Below are 23,987 nucleotides of genomic sequence, written 5' to 3' on the forward strand. Positions count from 1 at the left end.
CTAGGCTTTTTATTTTAATCTTCCATAAATACTTCGCCGTTTTTATATGTCATTTGTTCTGGATAACGGAGATTGATAACGGCATCTTGAATTTCCTGTGATGGTGGCTTAGTTGCAAGTGAAACGATGATATTTGCTGCAAATGCTGCTGCTGCACCAAATACACCCGCACCAGTATCAATAATTCCTAAGATTGTAAATCCACCATATTTTGCTGCAAAGATATATGCTAAGGTTACTGCTAAACCAACAAGTAGACCTGCGATTAATCCTTTTGAATTCGAACGCTTCCACCATACCCCGAGTACAAGTGCTGGGAAGAAGGTACCTGTTGCAAGAGCGAACGCCCAAGCAACAATTTGTGTAATCGCACCTGGAGGATTTAAAGCGACAATACCTGCTAAAAGTGTTGCAACAACAATAGTAATACGTCCAACAGTTAAACGTTGCTTATCCGTTGCAGTTGGTTTTAAAATACGATAGTAAATATCGTGGGCAAATGCAGATGAAATCGCAATTAACAATCCACCTGCTGTTGATAGTGCAGCAGCCATCGCACCAGCTGCTACTAGACCGATTACAAAGATACCTAAGTTTGCAATCTCAGGAGTTGCCATTACGACAATATCGTTGGCGATGATTAATTCATTCCATTGTAGAATCCCATCACCACTTGTGTCCGCAACTTGTAGCAATCCAGTGTCAACCCATGTTTTTGTCCATGTAGGAAGCTCAGCTATTTTACTTCCTGCCACTTGAGTCATTAGAATGAAACGAGAGAATGCTGCATAAGCCGGTGCAGAAAAGTATAGTAATCCGATAAATAATAGCGCCCAAGCACCCGACCACCGAGCGGCCTTCATTGTTGATACTGTATAGAAACGAGCAATAACATGAGGAAGCCCAGCTGTACCAGCCATCAATGTAAACATAAGTGCAAGGAACTGCCATTTTGTTCCCTTTTCAAATGGAGCGAAATATTCGGATAGTCCAAGTTGTTTATCAAGCTCACCCAACTCACTAACGATGTTTCCATATGTTAGCCAAGGGAGGGGATTTCCCGTAATTTGAAGTGACATGAAAATAACTGGAACAAGGTATGCAATAATTAAAACTAAATATTGTGCCACCTGTGTCCATGTAATCCCTTTCATTCCTCCGAATGCTGCATAAATAGCGATTAAAACTACCCCAATCATCGTACCAAGCTTCGCATCAATTTCGAATAGACGACCAATAACTACGCCTGAACCAGATAATTGGCCAATTGAATAAGTGAAGCTAATAATCATCGTACAAATTGCGGCAATGATAAGAGCTGTATTACTTTTAAAGCGATCCCCAATAAATTCTGGAACTGTATAACAACCAGATTTTCGTAATTGTGGTGCAAGCAAGAATGTTAATAGTAAATAACCACCAGTCCACCCCATAATATAAGCTAGCCCATCGTAGCCGAGCATCATTATCGTACCGGCCATACCGATAAAGGAAGCGGCACTCATCCAGTCTGCCCCAATAGCCATCCCATTCCAAATAGGAGGTACACCTCGACCAGCAACATAGAAATCTGAAGTTTCCTTTGCTTTATTATAAACTGCTATAAAAATGTACAAAGCAAATGTTGCTAAAATAATCGCCAACGAAACAATAAATTGTGAATCCAATAACTATCCCCCTTTTAATTCAAAATGTCTTTAGTGCTCTGAAACACTTGTTTTACCTATTTCTTCATTTCTTTTTTCATCAATGCCATACTTTTTATCAATTTTATCTCCTACAATTGCATTAACAAACAGCAGTATTATGAAAACTGCTAAAGCCCCCTGTGCACCCATATAATAATGGAATGGGAATCCATTAAAATATACATCACTTAATGGCTCCGCGATTAAGACAACTCCATAAGAAACAAGCGCCCAAATTATAAAATAAATAATCATATACGTATTTTTCTCACGGAAATATGCATCTGCTTTACTTTTATCAATTTTTCTCACCATATCACCCCTAGTTCATAAATTCCTCAATCTTTAACGATAGGATGTCGGTTAACAGAAAGTTAAAATATCGTGGTCACTTTCACTCCTTTTTGTTTAAAAATTTATATTTTTGCTTTGTCTTTAAGTAAAGGACAAAGAAAAAATAAGTATCTGATTTAATTGCATTTTAAAAGACTTAGGGAGATTGCCTCTAGAAGTAAGAGATAGGTTTTAAAAAGATTTTTTTGTATGTTTTTTTAGGGGAAAGCTACTGAAGACTAAAAATAAATTTTACTGTATCTAGAAGTGGTGCAGGGACCAGTATGATTTCAACTATCATAAAAAGCACAATTGCTAATACAGGAACTAGTAATAATCCAAATCGTTTTTTTCTTAATGCGGCAAATAAACAGATTACTACTAATAAAAGAAATATATATAATATCTCCATTACCTCCCTTGTCTGGAATCGTATTTTTTATTTAAAAACTTATGTGAAAAATCGTCTCAATATTATCGAATTTGGAATAAAAAATTAAGGTTAAAGGTAAAAAAATAATATTGATTTTTGTAAATTGCGTGAAAAGAGTCTCTATTGTACTCGTTCATTTTTAGGACTTTCATAATTGGAATTTTTTTAATGGCCTTTTTTAGGAGAGATTTAGGGATGTTTATGTTGCAGCCAGAGGTTCAATAATTTGAAGAATATATTAGGAAAGGGCTGTCCAGAAATTCTTATTTCTTAACAGCCCCGGTGTATGTTGAAAAATTTATATAATATATTCTAAGAAATATTCAGCCATTTGTGCCTTAGACAGTTGCAGCTTTCGCATAAGTGCAACACAGCTTGATAAAATAATATCCAAGCCTTCAGATTGTTCAAATTGGACCCCATAATTAGATTGTAGTAATTCGGCGAATTCCCATTTCGCAACTGAATTACGATTTTCCCCACGGTAATAGCTATCCATTTCTTTATAAAGGTCTTCAAAAAAATGCTCGAAAAGTTCACTTCTTTTTAATAAGTATTGATAATTGCTATTATTCTTCGGTACCTTCGGAGCATAAATATCTTTTGATACAATTTGAATAATCTCTTCAGCATTTATATACTCACAGGATGTTTCATCAATTTCCCAAATAGCAGATTGAAATAATGGATGGGACTCTATAGGTATAACATTGTCTAAGTTTTTTCGATTGAATTTTTTTAATTTAATAGCTTCTTCCGTTACATAAAGTACTTCGTAATAAAACGTTGTATTAGGATTCCACTTATTAAATTCTTCTAAGATTGCGTAGCTTTCCCCAAAAAGCACTTCCGTTTGCAAATAGGTAGGCATAAAATCGTGGTAAGTAGAACCTTCAATTAAGTGGCCGTAATACTTTAAATATACACTTTGAACATCTTTTTTTCCGGCATTCACAAGGCAAAGACTATATTTTTCTTTCGGAATGACGAATTTGAGCAAATGAAGTCAACCCCTTCTAAGTTGTTAAATCAATGGGATATTAACAATTAATTAGTATCAAAAGAAACGGTCGTTTAAACATATTCATGAAATTGGATAATATTCATAAAGGTGTATTCAGAAAAAAATGCACAATATTTTTCGAACTAGGGATAAATAAACTATACGGGCTTTTCTTTTCTACATAAATTGAGGGTAGTTTATTTAGAGAGGAGGAATGTGTTTTGTATCCTTTTAATTTTGATGATGACTTTTTAGTTCAATTTGATGGTAATCAGCCTAGTTTCCCAGGTGGAGGGTTCCCACAGCCACCACCATTCGGGGGAGGAGGGCAGCCTAGTTTTCCAGGAGGAGGGTTCCCGTCGCCGCCATTTGGGGGAGGAGGACAGCTTCAGGCGCCAACTGCTCCACCGCCAAGTTTTACGCCGCAAATGTCTACATTCCAACAACAAGAGTTCACACGTAGAGGTGGAGTAGGTGGAATAAGACGTTGTATGTTCCGTAATACGTTTATTTGGCTGAGAAATGGCAACAGTTTCTGGTTCTTCCCAATGTTTATATTCAGAAACCAAATTATTGGCTTCCGTTGGAGAGGAACGAGAGGCTGGGTATATGACTCCATTAACCGAAATAATATTTTATTCTTCCAATGCTACTAAAACTTAAATAGAATAATCCCTTCACACCTTCTAAAAATTGATTATTATACAAAAAAGTGAGAAGCAGTTTTTGCTCTCACTTTTATTTTGCCCCCATACTTAAAATAGACTTTTTTGTTCTACTACTCTTTAATTAAGAATATGAGGTATTAGGAGGGGGAATGTTCATGTTAGAAAAAAATTCAAAGATACGCGAAGAGATTTGGGATAGCGTAAAGGGACTATCAGATGAGCAATTAAATAAAGTGGTTGTGGAAGGTCAATGGTCAATTGCTCAGGTATTGGAACATCTAAGGCTGATGGAGGAAAATGCAGTTCGAGGTATACGTGAAGTACTTTCAAAAGACGAATACAATCCAACTGATCCAAAACCAATGCATTTAATTGCAGATAGAACGATAAAACGAGATGCACCAGATTATTTAATACCTTCTAATGAATTCCAAACATTAGAGGAGTTGAGAGCAAAACTTTCAAGTTCTAGAGAAGCCTTAGAGAATAGTATTCAAGGAGTTAGCGAAGAGGATTTAAATAATAAATCATTTCCTCACCGTCGCTTTGGTCTACTATCGGTAACTCAATGGATTAGTTTACTTGGATTTCATGAACAACGTCACATAGGACAAATTGAAGAGATTAAACAATCGCTTTAGTAAATAATAATTGCTACGATGGTGGTGTAATATATTGAAAAACAATATAAAAGTGCGTGAACAGATTTGGCAATGCGTAAGTGAAATATCTGATAGTCAATTGAATAAAGTTGTTGAAGAGGGACAATGGTCAATAGCACAAGTGCTTGAACATCTTTACTTAATAGAGAAGCTGGCTGTTGAAGGGATTCAGGAAGCTCTGGCAAGTAGTGAAGCAAATCCGGTAAAATTGCGAAGAATTCATCTTGCAGCAGATCGCTCCCATAAAGTACAAGCTCCTGAAATGTTGAGGCCATCAGCTGAATATCAAACTCTCAAACAATTAAAAAATAAATTGGATAACTCGAGAGAAACTTTACTTAAATGTATAGAGGGAGTTAGTGTAGAAACATTAGATGAAAAATCGATGCCGCACCCAGTTTATGGGGCACTGTCACTAAGTCAATGGATTTCATTTATTGGTTATCACGAACAACGTCATCTAGGGCAAATTGAGGATATTAAAGAATTATTGGTTTTGTAATGAGTAAGAGGGGGTGTTCAGAAAGAAATTTCTGAACAGCCCCCTACTTTGTTTATATAGTAGTTGTTGGAATCAAAGTAAGAGAAAAGCGCAGATTGCTATTTTATATTGGATAATTTTAATTATTTACTGATAATGAGTCAAATATGTATACTTTGAAAAAAGGGACGAGTACAATTCACAATTTGTGGGTAAAAAATAAAAAGACAATATTTTATCTAGAGAGGCGTATAACATGCTTAATATTTTATTAATTTTATTATTACAACTCGTATATGTACCGCTATTAACTTTAAGAACAATTTTTTTAGTAAAAAATTTAACAGTTTTTGCAGCTATTTTCGGAATATTGGAAATGCTTATTTATGTATTTGGTTTATCGCTTGTCTTCAATGGTGACCAAAGCTTGCTCGCGATGGTCGTATATGCTGTTGGATTTGGTATTGGAATGTTTTTAGGAACAAAAATCGAAAACAAATTGGCAATAGGCTATGTCTATGTAACCATCAATACGCAAAATAAAAACCAAGAGCTTATTGATACATTAAGAACACAGGGTTTTGCTATTACAACATATGTCGGTGAAGGGCGCGATAGTGACCGCTATAAGTATGAGATTTTGGCAAAACGAAATCGAGAGCAGGAGCTATTCAAACTCGTAGAATCCATTGAACCAAAAGCATTCATTATTTCGTATGAACCAAAATCTTTTAAAGGCGGCTTCTTGGTAGACCGAATGAAGAAACAAGCGAAATTATTAAAAAATCCATTCGGCAAATAATAAAAATGTAAAATTCATAGTCTTTAAATTAGAAAAGGGGCAGTTAGAAAGTGAAATTTTTCTAACTGCCCCCGCTATTTTCCATTAAAATTACTTAAAAACAGTGCTTCGGACAAAATATTTATTTAAGGCTTCCAATTCTCACTACAAGTTGCTTATCTCTCAGAGAAACTATTTTTCCATTATCTTATATTTGTTAAATACTTTGAATAAACGTATCCTTTAGTTCTTCCATATTGGATATAGGACCAAGAATCTTTTCTATTTAATACTATGACTGCTTCGTTCTTTTGGAGTATATCCAATGATTTTGAAGCTGTTGTAGCATTTTGTCTAATCTTTATGTTGGAACCTTTTACTTTTCCGTAAGTAAGTTTAGAGTCTTTAGTTGATTCTATTTGTGTAATAGGTTGTTTTATGGGCTCTATTGGTAATGGGCTTGATGTTTTAGGTAATGGATTATATAACTTTGCGATGGAAATGTTTGTATAATAAAATTTTAAGATTTCCTCATAAGTTTTTCCCGCATCAGCCATATATTTCGCCCCCCATTGGCTCATACCTACACCATGTCCATCTCCACGTCCTTTTACAAGAGTAATTTTTGTATCATTGTTGACCTCATCAATTAAATAACTCAACATCGTACGATTTCCAACCATTGCACGCAATTTAGATGCACTTACATCAGAGAAGGATATATGTTGTGGAATTAATTTCCCAGTAGAATCCGTCAAATCCTTTACTATAAAGTCAACAGTGATATCCCCCTTTTTCACACGTCCGCCTGAGCCACGATCATAAAGGGAAAACGTAGGGATAGCAATAATTTTAATCTCTTTATTAGCATAACCATTATTGTTTAGCCACATTTTAATATTATTGGCTATCGCGGGATCGGTCTCTTTAGTTGAAGTCCACCATTCAGATGGTTTAGATAAATTCTTTGTTGCTAAGTCAATTTGTGTTTTATGGAATGAAAAACTCCAAACCGTTTTTGGATCATAGTTATCTTCTTTGATTGTTAAATAGGGAACTGCTGTATTTCCCCAAGCATTTGAATTGCTTTCTGTCATCCCACCGTTGCTAGCAGAATAAACTGCATCAATTAAGCGGCCATTATATTGAAGGACTTGTCCTTTAGTTTCATCAACTGCTTTTGTTGAATTAGGCGTCCAAACATAGCCGCCGTATACTTGGTAGGAGATTGTATCATTTATAATTCCTCTATTAAGGTAACTCATGGCATATGTTCTTGCCGCAACAGCTTGAGTCTTAAGGGCTTCTATATTCCAAGCAGGATACATTTCTATTGGAACGACACCATTTAAATAATCTTCCATGTAAACCGAGTTAATCGGACGAACATAAAGATTGTTTTCTACTATAAAATCAAAGCTCCCTAAATATAGACGATTATTAATAGAGAGCTGTGATTTTGATTCGACGGGTTGTACGGAAAAGGTTTGATAGGAATTTAGTAGATTTCCATTTTTATATAATGATAGATTGCCGTTTACTTGCTTTAATATATAAGTCTCATTTGACTTTAAAATTAAGTTTTCATCGCTTGTTAAATAATCGCTATTTGGTTTGATCGTAATTTCTGATTTATTCCCTAAGTAGTTTACAAGCTTAACTTTAACAATAGGTTCTGTATCCTGTGCTTGAAATCTACTATTTGGAAGCAAAGATATGAACAATATGAAAACAATAATTGAAAGTAAGACGTGTTTCATTGATTACCTCCGAAACTATTATATTCGATGCTTAGGCAAGCATATATTAATAGTTCGGTATAAACAATGATATATTTTTTCCAAAAAAATATTTAAAAACTGTGTTAAATCAATAGGTATGGGATATGTATGGAGAGGTATTTCTTCTAGGTTTTGAATTTAATATTTGGAGTTTGAGATAAAGAACTAGGAGGAAATTAGTTGATGTTAATCTACCGGAATTATAGTAGATGGGAATTATAAAAATATTCAAATTGGAGGGTACATCCAAAAAAGGATATTGGGACGTACCCTTTAAAAAGCATAAGTAAAGAGGAAATCAATTAAGTTATACATTTTAAAAGATTTGATAAGGGATTTATACTATTCGGGTAGATATATAAAAGGTTAATGAGCTCACCAACTTGCTCAAGAATTTTACTTTGTAGCTGTTGGGATTCCTAACTTCTGAATTGTAAGGAAGGGGATTAATTATTCTTTTCCAATTAAAAGAGGTTCAATTTCATCTTTAAATGCTCGAATTAGTTGCTCGAGTCTTACGTTATTTGCAGGGCCTTTTGGATTTGGGTGGTAGTATTCATTTTCCTTTGATAATATCCCGAAATATGGGATTTGGCTCATTAAAATTAAATCAAGCCATTTCTTTTTTTCTAGCTCATAATAGCTAGAATTTTTTCCTCTCTCTACACCCCAACCAATTAATATCCATGGATGTCTTTGAATTTCACTTAGTGAGGGGCGTGTAATTGTAGGATAATTACCTGTTGATTTTAAGGATTCAAATAATGCAATCGCTTCCTTGCCAATTGTATTTTTTACATAGAATAAGTTGTAAATGTATAATCTTCCTTGTAATTTAGCATGAGTTCTTTTCATGAATTTTACTAACTGTTTCATCGTTTTATCCAATGCCACTTCATCTGTATGTGCCCCAGTTTGAATTAGCTTAATTTTTGCTTCTCCTTTTAAACTTGCAGATCCTGGATTTAACATGACCGCAGCACCAAGAGACTGGCTTGAGGTCCCAAATTGAATAAACGTATTTGTTCGGTAAACTTCCTCACCAATTTGCTGAAATGTAGCAAATGCTTTTACATTATCCAACCGACTAACCCCCATGTAAATGTAGTGTTATTCATCATATTCCTAGATGTTGGGAAATATTAACTTGTAATTTAACAATATTTTTTTTGATTTGTTAAGAGGTATGAACATCTGAAGATGGAGATATTATTAACCTCAACCGTTAATCTATGAAGTAAGCTGAATTTCTTGAAGAGTAATAAAAAATTATGGAAAAATAGAAATGTTCATAATAATACATAGGAGAGATTGTATATGATAAATAAAAAGGAATTAATAGATCATAAAGATTTTTATTCTGCAGTAAAATCAAGACGTTCATATCATTTTATTAGTAATGAACCTATTATTTCAGATGAAAAAATTGAAGAAATTGTTAATTTAGCAGTATTACATTCACCATCAGCTTTTAATTCTCAAAGCGATCGGGCTGTAATTTTATTAGGTGAGAATCATAGAAAACTTTGGGAAATTACAGAAGGGACTTTAAGGAAAAGGGTTCCCGCTGAGAAATTTAGTGCTACAGAGGAGCGTTTAAATGCTTTCGGTAAAGGATATGGAACAGTTCTATTTTTTGAAGATACAGCTATTATCGAATCGCTTCAGCAAAATTTTGAATCATACAAAGACAATTTTCCATTATGGTCGCAGCAATCATCTGCTATGCTTCAATATATAGTATGGACAGCATTAGAAACAGAAGGATATGGAGTATCGATTCAACACTATAATCCACTTATTGACGAGGCGGTAAAAAAGGAATGGAATCTTCCAAGCAATTGGAAGTTAATTGCACAAATGCCATTTGGGAAGCCGATTGCACCTCCCAAAGAAAAGCATTATGAGCCAATCGAAGATCGTGTAAAAGTATTTAAATAGCAAGAAAAAAGCGGCGTCCAATAATGAGGGCACTGAAAAACTTACGTTTTTTAGTTGTGTAAATGAAATTCAATACAAAAAAGGCAAATCGCCGTCTTATTTGGACGATAATTTGCCTTTTTCTTCCTCTCTTTTTTACTCTTTTTCGCTCAGAAGTTTTAGTATTCGCTTGAGGTTGACTACAAATATCGCTGTAGCTCCTTGAATCTCCATACCAAATAGACCTGATGATGATGCTGTATCATACCCATGTCTATGTTTGAGTTCACTATTTTTCGCTTCAACTTTATAGCGAGATTTTGCTTTTCTTTTAAATTCATCGGTTTCTTGGAATACTTCCTGGTCTTTGTGTTCCATTGATTTGATTGTCGTAGAATAAGTCTTACTTTTCGCTCCTTCTTTAAAACAACCTTCACGGTAAGGACAAACTTTACATTTTTCAATATCAAAATAATAAGTTTGTCTTTGATTTTTTCCTACGTTTTTCTTATTTGTTCGTGCTTTCCGTATTGCCATATGACCAGCTTTACAAACATACATCCCTGCATCTTTATTAAATTCAAATTCTTCTTCTTTCGTTCGAGTGCCTTGTGTAATTTGCGGGTTTAATTTTGATACTAATTCAAAATTATTTTCCTTTGCATAGCGAATGTTATCTTTTTCAGAATAAGCTGTGTCTCCAATGACTGTCTCCACTTTCATCCCTGTTTCTTGGCTTTTTTCAATTAACTCTTGTAGGTATTTTCCATCACTTTTTTCTCCTGTTGTCACAATAGCAGCTGTAATAATTCGTTCATCACTCATCGCAATATGCGTTTTGTAGCCAAAGAAAGAAGAGTCGGCAGTTTTGTGTCCAACACGTGCATCTGGATCATTGGAATAGCTAAGTTGTTCTGTGTAATCTTCTACTACTTCCTTTAGCACATTTAATTTTTCCTTAACGGCAGGAATCTCAGCTATGTGTGGTTCTGTTTCAATAACAGTAATCACTTGACGACAATAATTCAATTCATCCTTCACTTCGTTAGAAGTAGTTTTCGGTGGGAATTTTGTTTTCATCGATTCATCGATTTGATAGACAGCTTTTCGAACAGTTTTGGATTTTTCTTGTAAAAATTCTTTCGGTGATTTTTGATTATAACGTGCTTTCGTATGTGTGGCATCCACAATGATTGATTTACTTTTGATGAGTTCTTTTTCCAATGCAATCTCAACTGTTTTCCCAATTAGCATATCTAATAAACCCTCATCTGGAAGACGGAGTTTTCGAAATTTTGTTAGAGAACTTGGGTCAATCACAGAATCTTCTGGAGCCATATCGAGGAAATATTTAAACGACATATCATATTTAGAACGTTCTACTACATCTACATCTGATAAATCAAAAATGGATTTAAGCAATAGATATTTGAACATGCGAATGGGTGACACTGCATTGCGACCATTATCAAGACAATATTTTGTTTTCAGTTCTTCGAGGATAAAAGTAAAATCTACAAGTTCATTGATTTTTCGAAGCATATTTTCCTTAGGCACCACAATATCGTATATGGCCATGAATGGGCTAAGATTGAGAGATTCTTGGTTTGAAATCATTGGGTACACCACCTACATTTACTTCATTTAATTATACAGGAAAGGAGTTGCTTTTTTGAACGGAAAAATCTCTTAAAAAAGGAGAACATAGTGGATTGGAGTGGAAGGCAGCGACTCCAGCGGGAACAGCGCGAGCTGAAAGCCCCGCAGGAACGAAGTGACGAGGAGATTGAAGCCGTGCCCGCGGAAAGCGACTGCCTGGAACGGAAATCCACGGCTTCAAATGAAAAAGCGAGTATGAGAACGAATTGATCGTTCTCATACTCGCAACAAAAATCAGAAAGGACTTTTTCAGTGGCCTCCCAATAATCGGGACGCCTTTTTTATTTGAGAATGGAGTGGACTTTTAAGTGGATTGGTAAAGAATAGAAGTATAACAATAAAGGAAATTATTATTATTTCTTGACACTAGCTAAACGTTTTGTTAAATTGTTTATCATATAATACAAACATTTTTATAATGTGTTTATAAAAATAATAAACATAATGCAAAATAATGTTGAAAGAGGTTTTAACATGAGCCAATCTGATGTTTTTTGGAGCGCATCATTAGAAGAAATAAAACAAGGTTATAAAGAAGAAGCAAATTATTATGTGTGTCTTTTATGTGGTGAGCAAATTGAAAAAGGTGTGATTTATCCACATGAAGAAGTTCTGTATGAAGCGAAACGTTATATTCGATTGCATATTGAAAACACTCATGATTCAGTATTTAACTATTTATTAAATCTTGATAAAAAATTAACAGGTTTAACGGAGCATCAAACGACTTTACTTAAACATTTTTATGCAGGGAAGAGCGATAAGGAAGTTCAACAAGAAATGGAAATTGGGAGCAGCTCTACTATTCGTCATCATCGTTTTGTACTTAAGGAGAAGGAACGTCAGGCTAAAACATTGCTAGCGATTATGGAGCTTCTAAAGGAGAAGGACCTGTATGCGCCTGCTTTTGTTGCACCGCATAAACATGCCACTATGTTAGATGATCGGTATGCAGTTACTGCTGAGGAACAAACGAAAATTTTAAATAAATATTTTATTGAAGGATTAACAGGTCCTCTAAATAAATTTCCTCCAAATGAAAAACAGCGTCTTGTAGTGCTGCGTGCAATAGCCGGACGCCTAGATGCGAATGCCAAATATAATGAGAAGGATTTAAACGCGATTTTAAAGGAAATTTATAACGACTATGTATTAATCAGAAGATATTTAATTGAATATGGTTTTCTTGATCGTAAAGCAGACGGCAGCGTTTATTGGCTGAAAAAATAATAGGAAGGGAGCATTCCCCGTGGAAAGAAAAAAGGAATTAAAACATCAATACCGAGAAATCGAAATTATTGCAGGTGTTTATCAAATAAAAAATAATATTACAGGCAAAGTATTTATTGATAGTACACGGAATTTGAAAACAATCAACGGTGTTAAATTTAGTTTAGAAAATCAAACATTTCATAACAAGGAACTTCAATCAGATTGGTCAAAGTACGGTAAAGATGCTTTTTCGGTTGATATATTAGAGAAGTTGAAGAAGGAGGATAGTCCTTACTTTAATGAAAAAGAAGCATTAAAGGAACTTGAAAATAAATGGCTTGAACAGCTGCAGCCATTTAGGGAGCGCGGCTATCATTAAAAATAAATTAATCATGGAGAACATGAAATGAAAAGCATTTTACAACAGTCAAATCAGACAACTCTACAGAAAACGATGATTCTTTTTCTAATCCCAATCGTTTTCTCAAGTGTCGTCCAGTCTTTAGGGCAAATTATAACCGCCATAGTAGTAGGCCAAACGCTTGGTGAAGAATCACTTGCTGCGATTTCGGCCTTCTTCCCTCTGCTTTTCTTTCTCATTTCTTTTGCAATTGGCATTGGATCAGGGAGTTCGATATTAGTTGGTCAAACCTATGGAGCAGGAAATATTTCAAAAATGAAAGAAGTTGTTGGTGTTACAATTGCAATAACACTGATGCTTTCAATTGTTGTTGCTATCATCGGGGGACTTTTTACAGAAGATATTTTAAGATGGATGGGGACACCAGAAAATATATTAATTGAAAGTGCAAATTATGCAGAAATTATATTTGTCACTCTACCTATTACTTTTTTGTATATGAGTTATACAACTTTTATAAGAGGGGCAGGGGATTCCAAAACACCGTTATTATTTTTAATCATCAGTATCATTATCAATATTCTATTGCTGCCAATTTTAATGTTTGGCTGGTTTGGGCTGCCGGCTATAGCTTTGAATGGAGCAGCTTATGCATCGGTGCTGGCAAATTTATTTACATTTATACTATTACTGATTAATTTGCACAAAAAAGATCATGCAATAAAATTAGACAAAATTATATTAAAAAACATCCACTTTAGGGGAAATATCGTTAAAACTCTTTTAAAGCTCGCTATTCCTTCAAGTATTAGTTTAGTGTCGATTGCGATGGCGGAAATTGCAGTTTTGACATTTGTAAATAGCTATGGTTCTAACGCAACGGCAGCTTATGGCATTGTAAACCAAATCGCAAGCTACATCCAAATTCCAGGTCTTTCTGTGTCTATTGCTATATCTGTATTCGTAGCACAGGCAATTGGTGCAGGAAATCAAGAAAACTTAAAAGAGATTACAAAGTTGGGATTAAAGTTAATTTACTTATTCGGTGGTGCATTAATTATCATCGTTTACTTGTTAGCTGAGCCTATATTGAGAATATTTTTATCCAATCCAGATATAATTGCCATTTCAAAGGGTTTAATAATAATTTCCTTCTGGAGTTATTTACTATTAGGGCATACACAAGCAATTTCAGCAACAATGCGTGCAACAGGCACCGTTTTATGGCCAACGGTATTTCTAAGCGGAAGCATTTGGTTTGTAGAAGTACCAGCTGCATATCTATTATCAAATTTCACGAGCCTTGGAATCAATGGCGTATGGTTGGCTTATCCGATTGCATTCATTATAAATTTAACAGCACAATATAGTTATTATCGACTCGTTTGGAAAAAGAAAACGATACAGGCTTTAGTAAATGAATAGTATAAAGAAACGCCGCTTGGACAATTTGCTTATCCAGGCGTTTTCTTTTTTAACTTTAAAGTATTTACAATGATTGATTACATACTTGTTTAATTTATATAGAAATTAAGCATTTCCGGTCCCTCGTATCATAAAAAATGTTGGGTAAATTGTAGTAATTTATTGACAATCACTAGTGTTGCATAAATAGTGTCATAATTTTCAGTTTACTCACCTTCCCTGTTTAGAGGCAAAAAAGTAAATACCCAATCAAAGGTGTCCCCATCCATTTGGAAATTTATTTACAATTAGACTTTTGCAACGACGACAATTTGCATATTTAAGGGATGGCTTTTCCTTCAATCTTTCGAAGCCAAACATTCGCTGGTTTCCACAATGCAGCCCTTAGATAACGGCTAATCTGTAAGGTTTTTCGCTTGCTTCTGGTCTCGATTTGTACGAGAACATGTAGGCAAAAAACAATTAGTGCGATAAATACTTGATTTTGAATCGCCCATTCGCTTTGACCGTAGAACTTTTTGATGCTGAGATGTTGTTTGATCCATTTAAAAAACAGCTCAATTGCCCACCGTGATTTATACATTTCTGAAATTTCTTCGGCGCTTAAATCAAAACGATTTGTAATTAAATGAAGTTCATTTCCTTTTGAGTCAATCACTTTTAGAAGCCGAAAGTAATTTTCAGCACGGTTTTGAGTCGTACCTATCAACACCATTTGGTCTGATAAAACAGCTGTATCCTTGGGTAGCTTAAAATCGTAAACGTTCCGTATGACTGCATTTTTGCGTAGCCGTGAAAGAAAGAAGTAGCCATCATCAGTCATGCGATCAAAGCGCTCGTAGTCTAGATAACCACGGTCAAACACATACATGCATTCCTTGTCATCCACCATGATTTCAAGCTGACCACGGTCATGTTCTTTTGCCGTTGTCATAACGGCCTTTTCAGGATAGGATATACCCTTTTCCATAAACACAAGGCGCAAATGTAACTTTACACCTGCTTTTGTTTTGCGGAATTTAGCCCATTTATGATTGGTCAAATTAAGTGGCAATGTGCTTGAATCAATGATTTTTAACGGCATCACGAGTTTCGTGTAATGCGTTTTGGCATGAATTTGTGACACTAAATCAAGGAAAAGCCTTTGAAATAGATCAGGGTTTATGCCGTTTAACCGCCGTGACAACTGAGAAATACTAATAGAATCAAGGTCTATCCCTTTTTGAAGCTGGTCATCGAAAAGACAATCACCCAGCGCATGCAGACTTTCAATTTCTTGTAGCTGCGCAAAAAGTAGTAATTTTAGAAATGACTCTGTCGTTAATTTTTTCGTATAGTAATCTAATTTCATCGTTTTCACGTTTTCTTCAAATAATTGAAGATTTATAGGTGAAAACCATTGTCCAAATGAAGTTTTTCGTGTAATCTTGTCCATGTGATGGTCCTTTTTTAGTGGATTTGGACGGGTTACCACCTGACTAATCCATTATAAAGGACTTTTTCTTTGCATAAAATAATAATATTGAACATTTTGAGTATTTTTAATAGTGAATTTAAATTAATGCAACACTAGTGATTGACAATATATTTTTAATTTCATTCATTTCTTATTTGAATCTCTAGTAAAATATAGAGACATTATATGGAAGGAAGGAGAGTACGGCCTTTGAATTTTCTCCGCTTTCTCTTTTTATCCTTTGTTGTGCTATTAGTTGGTTGCAGGGAGTCTGTAGAAAAGAACATATTAGAAGCGGAAGAAGTTGCGGCAAGTGAGGTAGTAAGTTCTGAGGTTGATGCATTAACGCAAATTGACAATGCTAGCGAGGAAATCGAACTGCTGGATTGGTGTTATGAAAATGAGGTTTATATTGAAGAGGAAGAAATTTGTGCATTAATAATCAACTGTATTGATTATGATTCCTGCGTTGCTTGGGGGAATGCTGTTATAGCTGAGCTTGAAGAGACGTTTGGATCTCTAGTGTTAGAAGAATCCGTCGCAACAGGTGATGAGGGTATAACCGTACTCACTACATATGATGTCGATAACAAAGATGAGGCTATTTATACTAATGCCAACATTTCAAAAGAGGAAATGGATTACCATGCTAACTTATGGTTTAGCTTTAGCTGGCTTATTCCAGAAAAATATAGAGACGATATTAATAGATTCGAAGTATTTGAAAGTGGAGATACCCTTGCATATGTATCTCTTCATGATAAATACGGTAAGTATTGGACTTTAGGTATGAACAATAAAAATATCGAGCTTGCTTCAGAAACTCTCGTCACGTACTTGCATGAATATGCACATTTTTTATCCCTTAATCAAATACAGATTGACTATTGGGAAGATGAAAAAGGGTGCAAATCATTGTACTTGCAAGATTCAGGGTGCTTTTATAAAGATGCTTACTTAAATGATTTTTATAAGAGGTTTTGGGAATCGGGAGGCAATGGAGAGCTTGAGGACTTTTACGTATCAAAATATGCAATGACATCTCCTGAAGAGGATTTTGCCGAGTCATTCGCACACTTTGTTTTAACACAAACACCAACAGGAGATACCGTTAGAGAACAAAAACTATTATTCTTCTATCAATTTGAAGACCTAGTCGAGCTGCGAACAGAAATATTATCCCGAGCTTCGACATGGGTAGTGAGAAGTGTGGTAGAAAATGAGTAACAAAAATAAACTTGTGCTTCTGCACAAGTTTATTTTTGTTGGTTCAATACATCCTCAATCATAAATGCCATATTAAGATTTGTTCTCGTAAAAGGGTGATTTAAATCTACATCTAATATCCCTTCTATTTTATGAATCTTGTAACTCACTGTATTACGGTGTAAAAATAGCCTTTTACTAATTTTAATAATACTGCCGTTTTCCTCAAGGAATGTTCGCAAAAAGTAAACAAAATCGGTATTGTGCAACTGGTCGTATGAGTATAGGGGGTCCAACATATCATGATGAAATTGCTGAATAATTGATTGGTCTTGTACACCCATAATAATTTTGTAAGCACCTATTTCTTTATACTTATAAATAAAAGGATTTTGATGCTGCTGTACTAAATGAATAACAGTTAATGATTCATTATAGCTTCTTGCAAGATGCTTCAAAGAAGTATAAAAATTTCCCATTCCAATGATTAAATGAACGTCCCCATCTCTTTCTCTAATTTTCTCGTATATTTTTTCTACAGTTTTTGAAAAAGGAATTGAATCCTTCTCTACTTCCGCACGATTAATTAAAAAAAGCAGCTGGTTATGATGCTTTAATGACAAATAATGATTATAACGATGATGAAATTCATAATGAATAATAGAAGAAAATTTAGAAATAGAGTGGTTAGAATTCTTTGTTGTACAAGTAATAATTCCTAATTCTGCACCTTTTGGAAATCCTCTCTGCTGCATTTGTTCCTCGAGGGAAGGGGCGTTTATATTATTGAAATGAAAGAGTAATTGACTAAAAAGTTGTTGATCATTTTGTTGATGGTGCAGAGAATGTTGAGACATTGTAATAAATTCAAAAGTACATTTTAATAAATCGGCAACACGGTATTGCCAATCCATTAATAATAGAGGAAAGCTATTATTATTGGAGAATTGAATGATAGATGCTGGTATTTCGGGTATATATGGGCCGACATTAATAATAAAACCTGCGACTCTTTTTGTATACAAGTGACGGATTAACTCTTCTAGTTGTTTTATATCATTCTTCATTTGAATGCCGGTTGTAACAATTAATTCATTTGGACGGCAAAATGGTATTAAATCGGGACTTTCAATTACATTTATTCCAGATAATTTTCTATTCAATCCATTTTCTCCTGCTACTAACTTTAAAATTTTAAACTCAGGTTCTAAGAGCAATGAATGTATAGTTGTCATTACATAACTCCTTTCGACATTTTTTGGTAAGAAAGTTGACGTTATGACTGTGCAATTGCACAAAAATTTTTAGAATAATAACCATTTGCTGTAAATCCATTTTACATTAAACTAATCCTTATATCCATATGTTAATAATTCTAACATTTTAAATGGAGGGGTGCTTCGTGTACAAATGTAATGAATCTCGATTAAAAGATTCAATTATTATGTTTAGTCGTATTGGTGCAACAGCCAAGGGAGGAGTCACAAGACTTTCTTTATCGCAAGAAGATGTAGAAGCTCGTGATCTCTTTTATGAGTGCTGCAGAGAGTTAGGAATGACTATTCAAGTAGATGATATGGCAAATATGTACGCAACCTTACCTGGCAAAAGCAATCTGCCTCCTATTGTAATGGGGTCGCACTTAGACTCAGTTGTAAAGGGTGGCCGTTTTGATGGAGTTTTAGGAGTATTAACCGCATTAGAAGCAGTAAGAACAATTGTGGACAACAATATTGAACTAGACATCCCATTAACAATTGTAAATTTCACAAATGAAGAAGGTGCCCGATTTGAACCTTCGATGATGAGCTCGGGTGTTTTATCAAATAAATTCGATAAAACAAAAATGCTTCAGTCTACTGATAAGGATGGTATTACATTTGAACATGCATTAAAAGAAAGCGGTTATGAAGGCAGTGAAGAAAACCGTTTAAAAGAAGCATTAGCCTACCTGGAGCTTCATATAGAACAAGGTCCGGTTTTGGAGGCAGAACGACTAGATATTGGTGTAGTTGAGGGTGTTCTTGGAATGGTTTGTTATGAAATTACTGTTACCGGTGAATCGAACCATGCAGGAACAACACCGATGAAAATGAGGAATGATCCTTTATTTCTAGCAACAAAGCTAATAAATAACTTAATAGGGGCACTCGGTAGTGTAGATGAAGAATTGGTTTACACAATTGGCAGAATGAATGTCACTCCAAATATTCATACCGTTATTCCTAATAAAGTTGTGTTTACACTAGAAGCTAGACATAAAGATCCTATCAAGATTAATAGAGTAGAAGAGATACTTCATTCATTGCCACTGCAGCAAGAGGGTTGTCATATCAAGAAAGAAAAGCTTTGGGGTCGTGATACCGTTGTATTTGAGGCATCATTATGCGATCAAATTGAACAAGCCTGTAAGGGATATGGTTATTCATATAAGCGTTTATACAGTGGTGCAGGTCATGATGCACAGTTTATTGCAAGCTACATTCCATCAGCGATGATTTTTGTTCCAAGCATAAATGGAAAAAGCCACTGTGAGGAAGAAGAAACAACTTATGAGGCTTGTGTAAAAGGAGCAGATGTATTGCTTGAAACAGTTTTAAATCTGCAAGCGAAATTTTCCATTCAGGAAGCACTCATTTAATTTTTAATTATGAAATTTGCATGTAGGAAGGAGAATGTAAATGAAAAAGAAGATTATCACTGGAGGAACGATAGCAACTGCAACGGATGTATTTAAAGCGGATATTTTAATCGAAGGTGAAAAAATTGTTCAAATTGGAGTAAATCTTGATGCATTAGAAGCAGAAGTAATCGATGCTACAGGAAAATACGTTTTCCCAGGAGGAATTGATCCACATACCCATTTAGACATGCCATTTAATAATACTGTTACAGACGACGATTGGGAATCTGGCACAGTCGCAGCAGCATTCGGAGGCACAACAACAATTTTAGATTTTTGTTTAACGGCAGGAGAAACAAAATTATCAGATGCTGTTGAGAAGTGGCATAAAAAAGCAGAAGGTAAGGCGGTAATTGATTACGGGTTCCATTTAATGATTAGCGATTTAAATGAAGAAACAGAAAAGGAATTGCCGCTTTTATTAGAACAAGAGGGAATAACATCTGTCAAAGTATTCATGGCATATGCAAAGGAATTCCAAGCAACAGATCGCACATTATTTAAAGCGTTTAAAATCGGTAAAGAAACTGGCGCAATAGTAATGGTGCACTGTGAAAACGGTTCAGTTATCGATGAACTAGTTGAGGAAGCTATTGCTAAAGGAAATACTGCACCAATTTATCATGCATTAACAAGACCGCCAGAAGTAGAAGGCGAAGGAACAAAACGTGCAATAGAACTAGCGCATGTAGCAGGTGCGACATTGTATGTTGTTCATGTTACATGTAAAGAAGCTGTAGATGAAATTATTAAGGCACGTGAAAAAGGCTACAACGTTTACGGCGAAACTTGTCCTCCATATTTAACTTTAGACCAAACGCTACTGGCAAAGCCTGGATTTGAAGGCGCTAAATATGTATGGTCACCACCACTTCGACCAAAATCACATCAAGAACCTCTATGGAATGCATTAAAGGCAAAGCAACTACAAACGATTGGCTCAGATCAATGTTCATTTAATTTCAATGGTAAAAAACAATTAGGTTTAAACGATTTCTCGAAAATTCCAAATGGCGGTCCATTTATTGAAGATCGATTTAGTGTCCTATATTCAGAAGGCGTTAGTAAAGGACGTATTTCAATTAATGACTTTGTAGATATGATTTCAACAAGTGCAGCAAAGATTTTTGGCCTATTCCCACAAAAGGGAACAATTGCCGTTGGGTCTGATGCAGACATTGTTATTTTCGATCCGAATATAAAGCGTACAATCTCTGCTGAAACCCACCATATGAATGTCGATTACAATGCGTTTGAAGGGTTGGAGGTTACAGGTGAGCCTGTAAGTGTACTTTTACGCGGAGAATTCATTGTGAAAGATAAACAATTTGTCGGTGCTTTAGGAGGTGGAAAATATATTAAACGTCAACTTGGGAAAGGGGCTTTAAGTACTTTAGAAGCTGTTTCAAATTAAGTTTTTCTAGAGGGGGGAAAACTATGTCTAACATTACTGGAGGCCAAATCTCAGCAAACTTAGCTGAGAACTTTCAAGAGATATTTAAAGGAATGACGAAAACTGAGGCGATAGTAGAAGCGAATCGCTGTTTGTACTGCTATGATGCACCTTGTATAACAGCGTGTCCAACAGGTATACAAATACCGAAGTTTATTAAAAAGATAGCTTCAGGAAACCTAAAAGGCTCAGCTAAAGCAATCTTAGAATCAAATCCAATTGGTGCTAGCTGTGCACGAGTTTGTCCAACAGAGGAATTATGTGAAGGTGCATGTGTATTAAATAATGTCTCAAAACCAATCGCTATCGGAAATTTACAACGTTATGCAACCGATTGGGCTATGAAACAAAAGGAACAATTGTTTGAAGCTGGTACACAAAATGGAAAAAAGGTTGCTATTATTGGAAGCGGTCCAGCAGGATTATCTGCTGCAAGAGAATTGAGCCGTTTAGGCTATAAAGTTACGATTTTTGAAGCAGAGAAAGAAGCTGGAGGCTTAGGACGCTACGGCATCGTCTCATTCAGACTTCCAAAAGAAGTAGTAGAATGGGAAGTTCAACAAATTGAACAAATGGGTGTAGAAATTAAAACAAATACTAGAGTAGGTGTAGATATTTCTGCACAGCAATTAATAGACCAGTATGATCGTGTTGTATTGGCAATTGGCATGGGGAAGGTGCCGAACTTAGGAATAGAGGGCGAACAATTTAATGGTGTATATGATGCTATTGAGTTTATAAAATCTACAAAAACATCCCCATTAACAGAATCGGTAGTAGGGAAAAAAGTAGCTGTTATAGGAGCAGGTAATACAGCGATTGATGCGGCTACAACAGCATTAAGATTAGGTGCATCAAATGTACAAATCTTATATCGCAGAACAAGAAATGAAATGACGGCATACCAATTTGAATATGACTTTGCAAAACAGGATGGCGTTGAATTTAGATGGCTTACAGCACCTACTAGAATTGTAGGTAACGCGAACGGGGAAGTTGTAGGTCTTGAATGCATCAAAATGGAGTTAGGTGAAGCGGGCTTAGATGGAAGACAAAAGCCAGTTCCTGTAGATGGTTCTGAGTTTATCATTGATCTAGATATTGTTATAAAAGCAATTGGTCAGTCTCGCTATACAGAATTAATTGAAGCATTCGAACTGAATCATACAAGAGGTGTCGTCGAAGTTGATAAGGAAACGTTAAAAACATCTCAAGAAAAAGTTTATGCTTGTGGTGATGTCATTTTTGGATATGGTCAAGGAGATGCAATGGTCGTTTCAGCAGCGGAGCAGGGAAAAGAAGTAGCGAAAGCCATTCATCAATCATTTAAACTTATTTCAGCAAGCTGAAATAAGTTTAAACCTCCAATGAAAATTACAATGTTGTTTATATGAGTGAAGCGTCACATTTCAAAAAATCAGTCTTTGTTATCGCGATAAGGACATATTTGAAATTCCATATAAAAGGAGGAACAGATGATGGCGGATTTAAGTATAAATTTAGCAGGTATTAAATCACCAAATCCATTTTGGTTGGCTTCTGCACCACCAACAAACTCTGGATATCAAGTACAAAGAGCATTTGAAGCTGGATGGGGTGGTGCAGTTTGGAAAACACTTGGTGATCCTATATTAAATGTTTCATCTCGCTTTGCAGCGGTCAATTTTAACGGTCAGAGAGTTGCTGGATTTAATAATATTGAACTAATTACAGATCGCCCTTTGGAAATTAATTTAAAGGAAATCTATGAAACGAAAAAGAGATTTCCAAACCATGCAATTATAGCATCACTAATGGTAGAACCTAAACAGGAAAAATGGCATGAAATTGTTAAACGTGTAGAAGATATTGGCGTAGATGGCCTTGAATTGAACTTTGGATGTCCACATGGCATGGCTGAACGTGGAATGGGATCTGCTTCAGGGCAAGTACCAGAACTTGTAGAAAAACAAACTTATTGGGTAAAGGAAGCAGCAAAAACACCAGTTATTGTAAAGCTGACGCCAAACATTACAGACATCACCGCTACAGCAGAAGCAGCCGTTCGAGGAGGCGCTGATGCTATTAGTATGATTAATACAATTAATAGTTTAGCAGGTGTAGATTTAGATACTTGGAATACAATCCCACATGTTGCAGGCAAAGGTGCACATGGAGGCTATTGCGGTCCTGCTGTTAAGCCAATCGCACTTAATATGGTTGGAGAATGCGCTAGAAATCCACATATTAATGTGCCAATTTCAGGAATTGGCGGCATTTCTAACTGGAAGGATGCGGCTGAATTTTTATTAATGGGTGCAACAGGAGTACAAATTTGTACTGCGGCAATGCACCACGGCTTTAGTATAGTTGAGGATATGATTGATGGTCTATCCAACTATTTAGATGAAAAAGGAATTGCATCGGTAATGGATCTTGTTGGCAAATCAGTGCCAAAATATTCAGATTGGGGAGATTTAGATTTAAATTACAAAATCGTTGCACGAATTAATAATGATGTGTGCATTAATTGCAATAAATGCCATATTTCTTGTGAAGATACTTCCCATCAATGTATTGATATGTTGGTAGATGACAATGGAAAACCATTTCTTAAAGTACGTGAAGAAGATTGCGTAGGCTGTAATTTATGCTCAATCGTTTGTCCTGTTGATGGTGCCATCGATATGGTGGAAGTCAAACAGCCTTTGCCAAGTATGACATGGAATCAGCGTCAAGCAACTATTCAAAAGTTTCTAGTAGATCGAGTAGCTAAATAAAAAACTGAATATTTAAAGGGAGG

Annotated in this window: 22 protein-coding genes; 13 read left to right on the forward strand and 9 right to left on the reverse strand. The window is 35.3% G+C overall.

Annotated elements, in window-relative coordinates:
- Window positions 1-14 precede the first annotated feature (14 nt).
- From MKY04_RS01430 to MKY04_RS01445, 4 genes are all read right to left on the reverse strand, one after another.
- Window positions 15-1,667 (reverse strand): sodium:solute symporter family protein, encoded by a 1,653-nt coding sequence (locus MKY04_RS01430; protein WP_346235199.1) that lies wholly within the window; start codon window positions 1,665-1,667, stop codon window positions 15-17.
- Between the two features lie 30 nt (window positions 1,668-1,697).
- Window positions 1,698-2,000 (reverse strand): DUF4212 domain-containing protein, encoded by a 303-nt coding sequence (locus MKY04_RS01435; protein WP_126292466.1) that lies wholly within the window; start codon window positions 1,998-2,000, stop codon window positions 1,698-1,700.
- Window positions 2,001-2,250: 250 nt separating this feature from the next.
- Window positions 2,251-2,433, reverse strand: coding sequence for a hypothetical protein (locus MKY04_RS01440; protein WP_346235200.1), 183 nt, complete (start codon window positions 2,431-2,433; stop codon window positions 2,251-2,253).
- Between the two features lie 319 nt (window positions 2,434-2,752).
- On the reverse strand, window positions 2,753-3,454 hold the full coding sequence (locus tag MKY04_RS01445; RefSeq protein WP_346235201.1) for a hypothetical protein: 702 nt from the start codon (window positions 3,452-3,454) through the stop codon (window positions 2,753-2,755).
- A 224-nt stretch (window positions 3,455-3,678) separates the two neighbouring features.
- On the opposite strand from MKY04_RS01445, the gene MKY04_RS01450 reads away from it, so the two are divergent.
- From MKY04_RS01450 to MKY04_RS01465, 4 genes are all read left to right on the forward strand, one after another.
- Window positions 3,679-4,113, forward strand: a complete 435-nt coding sequence (locus tag MKY04_RS01450; protein WP_126292469.1) for a hypothetical protein — start codon at window positions 3,679-3,681, stop codon at window positions 4,111-4,113.
- A gap of 167 nt (window positions 4,114-4,280) precedes the next feature.
- On the forward strand, window positions 4,281-4,766 hold the full coding sequence (locus tag MKY04_RS01455; RefSeq protein WP_346235202.1) for a DinB family protein: 486 nt from the start codon (window positions 4,281-4,283) through the stop codon (window positions 4,764-4,766).
- A gap of 34 nt (window positions 4,767-4,800) precedes the next feature.
- On the forward strand, window positions 4,801-5,289 hold the full coding sequence (locus MKY04_RS01460; RefSeq protein ID WP_185807601.1) for a DinB family protein: 489 nt from the start codon (window positions 4,801-4,803) through the stop codon (window positions 5,287-5,289).
- A gap of 235 nt (window positions 5,290-5,524) precedes the next feature.
- The gene (locus tag MKY04_RS01465) at window positions 5,525-6,070 is read left to right on the forward strand and encodes a DUF2179 domain-containing protein (protein ID WP_126292472.1); all 546 of its coding nucleotides are present in this window, start codon (window positions 5,525-5,527) and stop codon (window positions 6,068-6,070) included.
- A 182-nt stretch (window positions 6,071-6,252) separates the two neighbouring features.
- Here the strand turns inward: MKY04_RS01465 and MKY04_RS01470 are convergent, their stop codons facing one another.
- Both MKY04_RS01470 and MKY04_RS01475 read right to left on the reverse strand, forming a co-directional pair.
- Window positions 6,253-7,809, reverse strand: a complete 1,557-nt coding sequence (locus MKY04_RS01470; protein WP_346235203.1) for a SpoIID/LytB domain-containing protein — start codon at window positions 7,807-7,809, stop codon at window positions 6,253-6,255.
- A 471-nt stretch (window positions 7,810-8,280) separates the two neighbouring features.
- Entirely contained in the window at window positions 8,281-8,913 is a 633-nt protein-coding gene (locus MKY04_RS01475; protein ID WP_346235204.1) for a hypothetical protein, read from the reverse strand.
- A gap of 234 nt (window positions 8,914-9,147) precedes the next feature.
- Between MKY04_RS01475 and MKY04_RS01480 the strand changes: the two genes are divergently transcribed.
- On the forward strand, window positions 9,148-9,771 hold the full coding sequence (locus MKY04_RS01480; protein WP_346235205.1) for a nitroreductase family protein: 624 nt from the start codon (window positions 9,148-9,150) through the stop codon (window positions 9,769-9,771).
- 135 nt (window positions 9,772-9,906) lie between these two features.
- Here the strand turns inward: MKY04_RS01480 and MKY04_RS01485 are convergent, their stop codons facing one another.
- Window positions 9,907-11,367, reverse strand: a complete 1,461-nt coding sequence (locus MKY04_RS01485; RefSeq protein ID WP_346235190.1) for an IS1182 family transposase — start codon at window positions 11,365-11,367, stop codon at window positions 9,907-9,909.
- Window positions 11,368-11,883: 516 nt separating this feature from the next.
- Here MKY04_RS01485 and MKY04_RS01490 point away from each other — a divergent pair.
- From MKY04_RS01490 to MKY04_RS01500, 3 genes are read left to right on the forward strand one after another with little or no spacing between them, the layout of a single operon-like run.
- Window positions 11,884-12,639, forward strand: coding sequence for a DUF2087 domain-containing protein (locus tag MKY04_RS01490; RefSeq protein WP_346235206.1), 756 nt, complete (start codon window positions 11,884-11,886; stop codon window positions 12,637-12,639).
- Between the two features lie 19 nt (window positions 12,640-12,658).
- On the forward strand, window positions 12,659-13,000 hold the full coding sequence (locus MKY04_RS01495; RefSeq protein WP_346235207.1) for a GIY-YIG nuclease family protein: 342 nt from the start codon (window positions 12,659-12,661) through the stop codon (window positions 12,998-13,000).
- Between the two features lie 27 nt (window positions 13,001-13,027).
- Window positions 13,028-14,407 carry an MATE family efflux transporter gene (locus tag MKY04_RS01500; protein WP_346235208.1) on the forward strand — a complete coding sequence of 460 codons (1,380 nt, stop codon included), beginning with the start codon at window positions 13,028-13,030 and terminating at the stop codon, window positions 14,405-14,407.
- Between the two features lie 319 nt (window positions 14,408-14,726).
- On the opposite strand, the gene MKY04_RS01505 is transcribed toward MKY04_RS01500, so the two are convergent.
- A complete protein-coding gene (locus MKY04_RS01505; RefSeq protein WP_126296411.1) occupies window positions 14,727-15,842 on the reverse strand; it encodes an IS4 family transposase in 1,116 nt (371 codons plus the stop codon).
- A 231-nt stretch (window positions 15,843-16,073) separates the two neighbouring features.
- Here MKY04_RS01505 and MKY04_RS01510 point away from each other — a divergent pair, with 231 nt between their 5' ends.
- The gene (locus MKY04_RS01510; protein WP_346235209.1) at window positions 16,074-17,090 is read left to right on the forward strand and encodes a putative zinc-binding metallopeptidase; all 1,017 of its coding nucleotides are present in this window, start codon (window positions 16,074-16,076) and stop codon (window positions 17,088-17,090) included.
- Between the two features lie 29 nt (window positions 17,091-17,119).
- On the opposite strand, the gene MKY04_RS01515 is transcribed toward MKY04_RS01510, so the two are convergent.
- Window positions 17,120-18,304, reverse strand: coding sequence for a PucR family transcriptional regulator (locus MKY04_RS01515; RefSeq protein WP_346235210.1), 1,185 nt, complete (start codon window positions 18,302-18,304; stop codon window positions 17,120-17,122).
- A gap of 167 nt (window positions 18,305-18,471) precedes the next feature.
- Between MKY04_RS01515 and MKY04_RS01520 the strand changes: the two genes are divergently transcribed.
- The 4 genes from MKY04_RS01520 (at window position 18,472) to preA (ending at window position 23,964) form a co-directional block, all read left to right on the forward strand.
- Window positions 18,472-19,710, forward strand: coding sequence for a Zn-dependent hydrolase (locus MKY04_RS01520; RefSeq protein WP_346235211.1), 1,239 nt, complete (start codon window positions 18,472-18,474; stop codon window positions 19,708-19,710).
- Window positions 19,711-19,750: 40 nt separating this feature from the next.
- Window positions 19,751-21,166 carry a dihydropyrimidinase gene (gene hydA, locus MKY04_RS01525; protein WP_346235212.1) on the forward strand — a complete coding sequence of 472 codons (1,416 nt, stop codon included), beginning with the start codon at window positions 19,751-19,753 and terminating at the stop codon, window positions 21,164-21,166.
- 23 nt (window positions 21,167-21,189) lie between these two features.
- The gene (locus MKY04_RS01530; protein ID WP_126292482.1) at window positions 21,190-22,554 is read left to right on the forward strand and encodes an NAD(P)-dependent oxidoreductase; all 1,365 of its coding nucleotides are present in this window, start codon (window positions 21,190-21,192) and stop codon (window positions 22,552-22,554) included.
- Window positions 22,555-22,683: 129 nt separating this feature from the next.
- Entirely contained in the window at window positions 22,684-23,964 is a 1,281-nt protein-coding gene (preA, locus tag MKY04_RS01535; protein ID WP_126292483.1) for an NAD-dependent dihydropyrimidine dehydrogenase subunit PreA, read from the forward strand.
- The last annotated feature ends 23 nt before the right edge of the window (window positions 23,965-23,987 follow it).

It is taken from the genome of Lysinibacillus telephonicus (genome assembly GCF_039654155.1).
In the GTDB taxonomy this organism is placed as follows: domain Bacteria; phylum Bacillota; class Bacilli; order Bacillales_A; family Planococcaceae; genus Ureibacillus; species Ureibacillus telephonicus.